This window comes from Variovorax sp. Soil_C_39, from assembly GCF_057656815.1.
Genome location: NZ_JBDGJQ010000026.1, coordinates 1 through 8,578 on the forward strand (window position 1 = coordinate 1; position 8,578 = coordinate 8,578).

Sequence of the window (8,578 nt, forward strand, 5' to 3'; positions counted from 1 at the left end):
CCTTGTAGTCTAACACGGTTTTTGAAGAACCGTCAAACTTTTTTCGCTGCCACTTCTTCTTTTCCGCACTCCGCAACTTCTGTCACAGGGCGCTGAAGTCGTTCAGCGAAGCCTTCGATTATGCACTGCTTTTTCAAACCGCGTCAACTTCGAAGGAAGTTTTTTTCGACCTCTACCTTCTTGCCGCCACCCCTTGAGGGCAGTCGCTTGAAGTGCCGTGAGGCAGTATCAGTCGAGCCCACGAGTATATGCCAAATCTTGTGTGTTGCAAGACTGCCGCCAACAAAATCACCGCAGGCTTTCCGTACCGGGCAGCGCTGCGCGCTGCCCGGTACGGAAAGGAGGCTGCTCCGATAATCCGTGCCACATGGCACTCATCACACTCCTTGACGCCCAACTCGCGTTCGGCCACGTTCCGCTGCTCGACCATGCGGACTTCTCTCTTCTGGAATCTGAACGCACCGGCCTGATCGGCCGCAATGGTGCAGGCAAGTCGTCCCTTCTCAAGATACTGGGCGGGCTCGAGAAAACCGACGACGGCACGCTGCAACTGCAGCAAAACCTGCGGATCGCCTATGTGGCCCAGGAGCCGCAGCTCGATCCGGAGGCCGACGTCTTTACCGCCGCCAGCCAAGGGCTGGCATCTGTCATTGCCGTGCGCGATCTCTATTTGTCGGGCGCCGAGGGTCTCGACCTGGACGCGCTGCAGTCGCAGATCGAGGCCTTTGACGCCTGGAACTGGGAACAGCGCGTCGAGGAAACGCTGCACCGGCTCCACCTGGACCGCGATGCGCGCGTCGGCTCGCTCTCCGGCGGTACGCGCAAACGCGTGGCCCTGGCGCAGGCACTGGTCGCCGCGCCGGACGTGCTCCTGTTGGATGAGCCGACCAATCACCTTGACCTGGATTCCATTGAATGGCTGGAGCAGTTGCTGATCGATTTCAAGGGAAGCGTGGTCACCGTCACCCATGACCGCAGCTTCCTGAACCGTGTCGCCACCCGCATCGTGGAGCTGGACCGTGGCAAGCTGCATTCCTATCCAGGCAACTTCGAACAGTACCTGCTGCAAAAAGAGGAACAGCTCGCCCAGGAAGCGGTGATCAACGCCAAGGCCGACAAGCTGCTGGCCCAGGAGGAAATCTGGATCCGCAAGGGCGTGGAAGCTCGCCGAACGCGCAGCCAGAGCCGCATCAGCCGGCTCGAAACACTGCGGGCAAGCCGCGGGGCACGCCGCGACGTGCAGGGCAGCGTCAACATGGACGTGGCGGCGGGCCAATCGAGCGGAAAGATCGTCGCCGAACTCACCGAAGCCAGCAAATCCTTCGGCGACAAGACGATCGTGCGGAAATTCACCGGCACCATCCTGCGCGGCGACAAGGTGGGCCTGTTGGGCCCCAACGGCGCCGGCAAGACCACGTTGCTCAAGCTCATCCTGGGTGAACTCGAACCCGACAGCGGCAAGATCCGCCGCGGCACCAACCTGCAGGTGGCGTACTTCGACCAGATGCGCGACAAGCTCGACCTCGACGCCACGCTCGAGGACTTCATCAGTCCCGGCAGCGAATGGATCGAGATCGGCAGCCAACGCAAGCACGTGAAGAGCTACCTTTCCGACTTCCTGTTCTCGCCGGCGCGGGCCAACTCGCCGGTCCGCTCGCTCAGCGGCGGTGAACGCAACCGCCTGCTGCTGGCCCGGCTGTTCGCGCGGCCCGCCAACGTGCTGGTGCTGGACGAACCGACCAACGACCTCGACATCGACACGCTGGAACTGCTCGAAGGCCTGCTGCAGGACTACGACGGCACCGTGTTCCTGGTCAGCCATGACCGCACCTTCCTCGACAACGTGGTGACCAGCACGATCGCCTTCGAAGGCGATGGCCACTGGCGCGAGTACGAGGGCAGCGTGCAGGACTGGCTGATCCAGTCGAAGCGTGCGCGGGAGATCGCCGAGCAGCGCCAGCCCACGAGCCCCGCCGCGCCAGCACCCGCCGCTGCGTCGGCGCCGGCATCCACGCCCTCCCCTGTGCCCACCGCTGCGCGCAAGAAACTCAGCTACAAGGAACAGCGCGAGCTCGACGCACTGCCGGCGCAGATCCAAGCGCTCGAGGCGGAGCAAAAGCGCATCGCCGAAATGCTGGCGCTCGATGGCGGCGCGATCTACGCCACCGACGCGTCGCGCGCCGCCGAGCTGAGCCAGCGCCATGCCCAGATCGACGACGAACTGCTGGCGGCGCTGGAGCGCCAGGAAGAGCTCACGGTCAAGCGATAGCACCCTACCGGCCGCTCCCGCTGTCCGACGCGGGTCTACTGCAGAGTAGGCTATATATGCAGTTTCCAAGCTCCGGGAAGCAGCATGCCATCCATTTACACGTTCGTCGGCCGGTCCATCGCTCTGCTGATGCTGGTGCTGCAAGGCGCCTGCGCAGAGCTGCCGAAGCACGTGGAGCGTCCGGTTTCGACGGCGATCGCCTCGCCAGGCGGCACAGCGCTCGAGGCCCTGGTCCAGCAGCGGCGCAAGGCCGATGGCGCGCGCTTTGAATCGGGCTTCCTGTTGCTGGGCGGCCCGCCCGCGGCCTACGGCAGCCGGCTGGCCTTGATCCAGGGCGCGCAGAAGACGCTTGACCTGCAGTACTACGCCATCCACGCCGACGCGAGCACCGCGCGCCTGCTGCGCGGCATCCGGTCGGCGGCCGAGCGAGGGGTGCGGGTGCGCATCCTGCTCGACGATTTCCACAGCACCGGCAAGGACGCGCTGGTCCTGGGCCTGGCCTTCGTTCCCAACATCGAGATGCGGCTGTTCAACCCGCTGGCCGGAAAGCGCGACTCGTCGCTCGCGCGCATGGTCAACTCGATCGGCGATGTCTCGCGCATCCAGCAGCGGATGCACAACAAGCTCTTCCTGGCCGACAACGTGCTCGGCGTGACCGGCGGGCGCAACCTCGGCGACGCGTATTTCGGCAATGCGCTCAACGGCAACTTCATCGATCTCGACATCCTTGCGGCGGGACCGATCGTGCGCGACCTTTCGCGCAGCTTCGACAGCTACTGGAACAACGAGCGCGCCTACCCCGTCCAATCGCTGATCCAGCGCGAAGAACTGCAGGCCATCCGCGCGCGCGCCGAGAAGGCGGAGCGGGAGCTGACCGAAGAGAAGGCGGCCTCCGCGGAGAACACAGCGCCGGCACCAGCCCCGGCACCGCCCAATGGCGAACAGAAACCCGGCGCCGCGCCCACGCCCGCGCAGCTGGCCCGCGCCTGGGACGAAAAGCCGCTCGACCTCAGAACCGCGCGCTTCGTCTGGGCGCCCGCGGTGATGCTCGCCGACCAGCCGGAAAAGATCCCCGCCGAACGCGGCGCCGACAAGGCGCCGGGCCTCGTGGTGAGCCAACCGGGCGATGCGGCCGGATCGTCACGGCGCGCCGCGTCACTCGAGGCCTCGTCCGACATAGCGGCCGGCAGCGAGACCGTGGTCGAGGGCCTGCTTCAGCTGATCGGCCAGGCGCGCAGCGATCTGCTCATCATCTCGCCTTATTTCGTGCCCGGTCCGGACATGAAGCAGGCATTCGCCGCCGCCAAGCAGCGCGGGGTGCGCATCCGCGTGCTGACCAACTCGCTGGCATCGAACGACGCGCCGGTAGCGCACGTCGGCTACGCGCGGCACCGCGAAGATTTGCTCAGGATCGGTGTCGAGCTCTTCGAACTGCGCAGCGAGCAGGCAACGGTCAGCAACGCCTTCGGCTCGTCGGGCAGCGGCGCCCCCGGGGCATCGCGCTCGATGCTGCATTCGAAGGTGCTGGTGATGGACGGCCAGTTGCTCGTGGTGGGCTCCATGAACCTCGACCTGCGCTCGCAACTGCAGAACACCGAGATCGCGCTCCTGGTGCGAAGCGGCGAACTCTCGCGCGCGGCCTCGGCGCAGATCGAGGGCGGCATGCGCGAAGGCTCGTGGCGCGTCGAACTCGACAAGGACAAGCGCTCGCTGGTCTGGCACGCGCCCGAAGGCAGCGGCCTCAAGGACACCTCGACCGAGCCCGATGCGAGCCTCACGCTGCGCCTGCTGCTGAAGCTGTTCGGCCCGCTGGCGCCCGACGCGTTGCTGTAAGCGGCGTTCAGTGCTTGTGCTGGTGGGCCGGTGCTGCGGTGCCCGCCGGCGCGCCCACCGGCAGCTTCAGCTCGAGCGAGGTCTTCTGGCCCTTCGCGTCCTCGAACTTCAGCGTGACCGGCACGGTCGCTCCTTTCGCGAGCGCCTGCTTCAGATCCATCATCATCACGTGGTAGCCGCCGGGCTTGAGTTCCACGGTCTGCCCCGGCGGCAGCTCGAGGCCGCGCGGCAGCTCTCGCATCCGCATGGTGTCGCCTTCCATCTTCATTTCGTGGATCTCGGCGACGCCCGCGGCCGGCGTCGAGATGCCGACCAGCCTGCCGCCGGCCGGTGCGGTCAGCTTCATGAAGGCGCCGGTGCCGCTCTGTCCCGGCACCGACGGCCGCACCCAGGCATCGCGCACATCGACCGTGGCGACGCCCTGCGCCACCACGTCGAGCCTGGCCGCGGGGCTCTTGAGCCCGGCGGTCGACGTGCCCGACGCCGGCACCTCGGCCCAGTCGATGCTGCCGACGTCGCAGGTCTGCTGCACCTTGAACCACAGCGTCCCCGGCGTGCTCGGCACCTTGCCGCGCAGCACGAACTCGGCGCGTTCGCCGGCTGGCAGCGCCGCCTGCGGGTTTTCGGCGGTCCAGCGCACTTCGCCGTCTCCAGTGTTCTTCTGTACGTCGAGCTTCCAGCCCTTGCGTGCCTGCGCGTCGCTCAGGATGAAGCCCTTGGGCAGGCGGACCGCCAGGCCCGTTGTGGCCTTGGCGCCCTCGCAAGCATGGCCGACACGGAAGGCGGCGTTGTAGTCGCTGCCGACCGTCGCGCCGCCGCCCGGCAGCGTGACGTGGGCACAGGCGGCTGCCGCGCCGGCGAGCAACGCAGCGGCCGCGGCCGCCTTGCGTGGAAGGTGCAGTGGGTTCATGGGAACTCCTAGAAAGGAAGGCAAAAAATGGTTCGCCGCCCGCGGTCGCATTCGGACGCGCAGGGCAGCAGGCGGACAGGCAATTTGCGCCGGGTGCGGCACTGGGGCACTGCGTGCGCCCCGGGGCGGCGGCGTCAGACGGCTGGAGGCCCGCGTGCCGGAAGCGGCGCCGCGCTGGCGGCGGCAGTGCGCGAAGGCGCCGACCGGAGCGCGCGCTCCGGCGGCAACGCAAAGGCCGAGGCCTGCGCCACCCGCGACGGCGGCGGCGCCCCCGTCAGCACGCACAGCGGGCAGTCCAGGTGCGAGGCGCCCAGTTCCTGCACACCGTCGTCGGTCTGGACCACGGCCTTGACCGCGCCGGCACTGGAGCACACCAGTTCCACGGCCTGCGGATGGACCAGCGGCGAGGCCGCTGCCGCGCCGAGCGAGAGCACGAACCACAGCAGCACCCCGCGGCCGAGAAGGCCGAAGAAGCAGGAGCGGTTTCGCAGCAGTTGCATGGCGCTGGTGATTATCGGCGCTGTTTGCCCTTGGCCGCCGGGGCGGCCCGCGTCGCGGGTTTGGCGCTCGCCGCCTTGCGGCTGCCGGTCTTCGCGGCGGTCTTTGCGCCCGACGATCTGGTCGTGGCCGTCTTGCCACCCCGCGCAGCGCGAGACGATGGCGCGGCCCGTGCGCCGCGTGCACTGCGTGCGGCCGGTTCCGCACGGGCCGCCTTGGGGGCCGGCGCGGCCGGCAAGGCCGCCGCCGGCTGGGCCACCAGCGGCACCGCCGTCACCTTGAACCCGCGCGATGCCAGGATCGCCGGCAGGCTCTGCGGCCCGACCATGTGCAGCGCGCCGACCGCAGCGAACACGCGTTTGCCCCCGACGTGCATGCGCTCGATGCCGTCCGCGAGGCCGGGGTTGCGGTCGTCCAGCAAGCGCTGCATGAGCCGCTGCTCGGCGGGCGTGTTGAGGCAGTTGCACCACTCCGGGTAGCGGCCGAGCTTTTCGGCGTCGCCGCGCGCCCAGATGTCGGCGAGCTCCTTCATCTGCGCTCGCAGCTGGCCCGATTCGAGTTCGCCGAGCGCGGCGTCGATCTGCTCGGCCTGCTCGGCTTCGGAGCCGCCGGTCAGCGCGTTCAGCTGCGCGGCGGCGGTCTCGAGCGCGAACACCGGCGTGCCGTTGTTCCGGGCCGCAACCGCCATCGACTCGTCCACGCCGAATTCGGGATACAGCCCGTCGGCGCGGGCCACCAGCCCGGCCAACGCCATCACCTGCAGGATCGGCTGCAGCCCGGCCGTCTTTCCCGGCTCCATGCAGGCGGCCTCGTTCTGGCGCGCGAGCCGGCGGGCGCGCTCGCCGTTGAGAATGCGCCCGACCACGGCGGGGTCCGCAGGCTGCGTCAACGGGCGCATCGCGGCCTGGTCGCGCACGTCCAGCTCGAGCGCGAGCGCATCGCTTTGCTCGAGCGCCTTCTGCACCGTCGGCCCGGGCCGCACCCACTCGGCGCGGCCAACGTGGAGAGTGCCGTAGAGCCAGGAGGTCCGGCCGTCGCGATCGGCGCGCCACAGCAGCCCGCGGTCCACGGCATTCCACTGGCCGACGGCCCCGCCCTTGCCGAGGCTCGCAATGGCCGAAGGCGGGCAGGCCGCGTGCGCCGCGACCGCCAGCACGGCACAGGCGCCCGCCAGCAGCAGGCGCGGCAGCCCGAAGAAAAAGGAGGGGCGCAGGCGCCGCTGGTGATCGGTGTCGCGCATCCGCGCAACCAGGATCCGGAGTATCCGCAAGGCTTGCTCCATAAATGTAAACAAGTCCGGCATTCTCACAGCACCGCTCTCCATAATCCGGAACATGCACAGCATCTTCCATCTCGCCTTCCACGTCCGCGATCTCGACGCGGCGCGCCGTTTCTATGGCGACGTCCTGGGCTGCGCCGAAGGCCGCAGCACCGACACCTGGGTCGATTTCGACTTCTTCGGCCACCAGATCTCGTTGCACCTCGGCGAGCCCTTCGCCACCACGCGCACCGGCCAGGTGGGCAGCGCGCTGGTGCCCATGCCGCATTTCGGTGTCGTGCTCGAACTGCCCGACTGGCAGGCGCTGGCCGCGCGGCTCGAGGCAGCGGCCACCGAGTTTGTGCTGCGGCCGCAGGTGCGCTTCGAGGGCGAGCCCGGAGAGCAATGGACCATGTTCTTTCTCGATCCGTTCGGCAATCCGATCGAGGCCAAGGGCTTCCGGTCGCTCGCCTCGCTTTACGACAAATGAGCCTGCTGCGCCGCGCCACCTCGCGAACCGGTGCGGTCGCGGCCGCAATCGCCCTGACGTTGCTTTGTTCGGGCGGCGCGGCGCATGCCGCCGTGCTCGACTGTGAGCTCAACGGCCGCAGCGTGAACCCGTCGGACGGCGGCAGCACGGCGGGCAAGACCGGCCTCATGCGCTGCAAGCACCGCGACAGCGGCGAACTCCAGCGCGAGCAGCAACTGCAGAACGGCGTCTTCATGGGCTTGGTGCGCTTCTACGAGAAGGGCAAGCTCGCGCGGGAGCACATCCTCAACGCCGCGGGCAACATCCACGGCCTGGCGCGTGAGTTCGCGCCCAACGGGCAGGTGTTGCGCGAAGCGGTCTACGACGACGGCCAGGAGCGCGGGCTGGTGCGCAGCTTCCATCCAGGAGGCCAACTGCGCCGCGCCACCTTCTATCCGACCATCGGCACCGACCGGGCTTTCGCCGAATTCACCGAGCGCGGGCAGTTGTCGGCGCTGCGCTGCGGCGAAACCCCGATGCTTGCGCCGGCCGTGGACGACGCCAAGCTCTGCGGCTTTATCGGCGGGCCGTCGCAGGTCGAGCTCTTCGATGCGCGCGGGGTGCTGCGCTCGCGGCTGTCGTTTGCCATGGGCAAGCGGGTGCGTTCACAGAGCTTCTACGACAACGGCAAGCCCGCGGTGCAGGACGAGACCATCGGCAACCAGCGCATCGAGCGCCAGTTCTCGTCCGAAGGCGTGAAGCGGCGTGAAACCGCCTGGCTGCTGCTCGAACGCAGCGCGGTCAAGCAGCGCGAGCAGGCGTTCTCCGAGAAAGGCACGCTGATCCGCGACCAGCGCTGGAACAGCGCGGGCGTGCCGATCGGCGACGACAGCTACTACCTCAACGGCCAGCCGCGGGGCCGCTCGGCCTTCAGCGGCAGCGGCGAGGCACGCACCGTCGAGATCACCGAGTTCTACGACACCGGCCAGCGCGCCGCCCAGGGCCGCTTCAAGGCGGCGGTTCGCGGGCGACAGGTGCCGATCGGCACGCACCGCCGCTTCAGCGAAACCGGCGTCCTGCTCGCCGAATCGAGCTTCGATGCCAAGGGCCGTGTGACGCGCGAGCGCAGCTGGGACGAGAACGGCGAGCCGCTTTCCGACGACGAGGTCTTCGAGGACGGCTCGCGCAAGGCCTACGCGCGCTGAAACACGCGCGGCATTAGGGCCTGTTCACACTATTTACGGGGATCGCGTTGGCCCGCATTGGGGCTGGCTGCAAGGCGCCCGTGCGCAGCAATGCTGGAGCATTGCAAGCGCGGGCAACGCCGCAGACGGCCCCAAT

General features: G+C 68.3%; 7 protein-coding genes. 4 read left to right on the plus strand and 3 right to left on the minus strand.

What is annotated here, in order from left to right:
* Positions 1–367: 367 nt before the first annotated feature.
* The gene (locus AC3A6J_RS27780) at positions 368–2,269 is read left to right on the plus strand and encodes an ATP-binding cassette domain-containing protein (RefSeq protein WP_487863244.1); all 1,902 of its coding nucleotides are present in this window, start codon (positions 368–370) and stop codon (positions 2,267–2,269) included.
* 84 nt (positions 2,270–2,353) lie between these two features.
* A complete protein-coding gene (locus AC3A6J_RS27785; protein ID WP_487863238.1) occupies positions 2,354–4,102 on the plus strand; it encodes a phospholipase D family protein in 1,749 nt (582 codons plus the stop codon).
* 7 nt (positions 4,103–4,109) lie between these two features.
* On the opposite strand, the gene AC3A6J_RS27790 is transcribed toward AC3A6J_RS27785, so the two are convergent.
* The 3 genes from AC3A6J_RS27790 to AC3A6J_RS27800 all read right to left on the minus strand — a co-directional run bounded on the left by AC3A6J_RS27790 (position 4,110) and on the right by AC3A6J_RS27800 (position 6,750).
* On the minus strand, positions 4,110–5,012 hold the full coding sequence (locus tag AC3A6J_RS27790; RefSeq protein WP_487863239.1) for a copper chaperone PCu(A)C domain-containing protein: 903 nt from the start codon (positions 5,010–5,012) through the stop codon (positions 4,110–4,112).
* Between the two features lie 134 nt (positions 5,013–5,146).
* Complete coding sequence (locus AC3A6J_RS27795; RefSeq protein ID WP_487863240.1) at positions 5,147–5,512, minus strand: DUF2946 family protein; 366 nt, start codon at positions 5,510–5,512, stop codon at positions 5,147–5,149.
* 11 nt (positions 5,513–5,523) lie between these two features.
* Entirely contained in the window at positions 5,524–6,750 is a 1,227-nt protein-coding gene (locus tag AC3A6J_RS27800; RefSeq protein ID WP_487863241.1) for a TraB/GumN family protein, read from the minus strand.
* Between the two features lie 94 nt (positions 6,751–6,844).
* Here AC3A6J_RS27800 and AC3A6J_RS27805 point away from each other — a divergent pair, with 94 nt between their 5' ends.
* Together AC3A6J_RS27805 and AC3A6J_RS27810 are read left to right on the plus strand one after the other, a co-directional pair.
* Complete coding sequence (locus tag AC3A6J_RS27805) at positions 6,845–7,258, plus strand: VOC family protein (protein WP_487863242.1); 414 nt, start codon at positions 6,845–6,847, stop codon at positions 7,256–7,258.
* Positions 7,255–8,442: a toxin-antitoxin system YwqK family antitoxin gene (locus AC3A6J_RS27810; protein ID WP_487863243.1), complete on the plus strand. Its 1,188-nt coding sequence runs from the start codon at positions 7,255–7,257 to the stop codon at positions 8,440–8,442. Before AC3A6J_RS27805 ends, AC3A6J_RS27810 begins: the two co-directional genes overlap by 4 nt.
* Positions 8,443–8,578: the final 136 nt, after the last annotated feature.

What these genes read in the sequence shown, in the direction of transcription:
- AC3A6J_RS27795 (WP_487863240.1), bottom strand. Translation starts at nt 5,512, where the DNA reads ATGCAACTGCTGCGAAACCGCTCCTGCTTCTTCGGCCTTCTCGGCCGC.
- AC3A6J_RS27790 (WP_487863239.1), bottom strand. Translation starts at nt 5,012, where the DNA reads ATGAACCCACTGCACCTTCCACGCAAGGCGGCCGCGGCCGCTGCGTTG.
- AC3A6J_RS27805 (WP_487863242.1), top strand. Translation starts at nt 6,845, where the DNA reads ATGCACAGCATCTTCCATCTCGCCTTCCACGTCCGCGATCTCGACGCG.
- AC3A6J_RS27785 (WP_487863238.1), top strand. Translation starts at nt 2,354, where the DNA reads ATGCCATCCATTTACACGTTCGTCGGCCGGTCCATCGCTCTGCTGATG.
- AC3A6J_RS27810 (WP_487863243.1), top strand. Translation starts at nt 7,255, where the DNA reads ATGAGCCTGCTGCGCCGCGCCACCTCGCGAACCGGTGCGGTCGCGGCC.
- AC3A6J_RS27780 (WP_487863244.1), top strand. Translation starts at nt 368, where the DNA reads ATGGCACTCATCACACTCCTTGACGCCCAACTCGCGTTCGGCCACGTT.
- AC3A6J_RS27800 (WP_487863241.1), bottom strand. Translation starts at nt 6,750, where the DNA reads ATGCGCGACACCGATCACCAGCGGCGCCTGCGCCCCTCCTTTTTCTTC.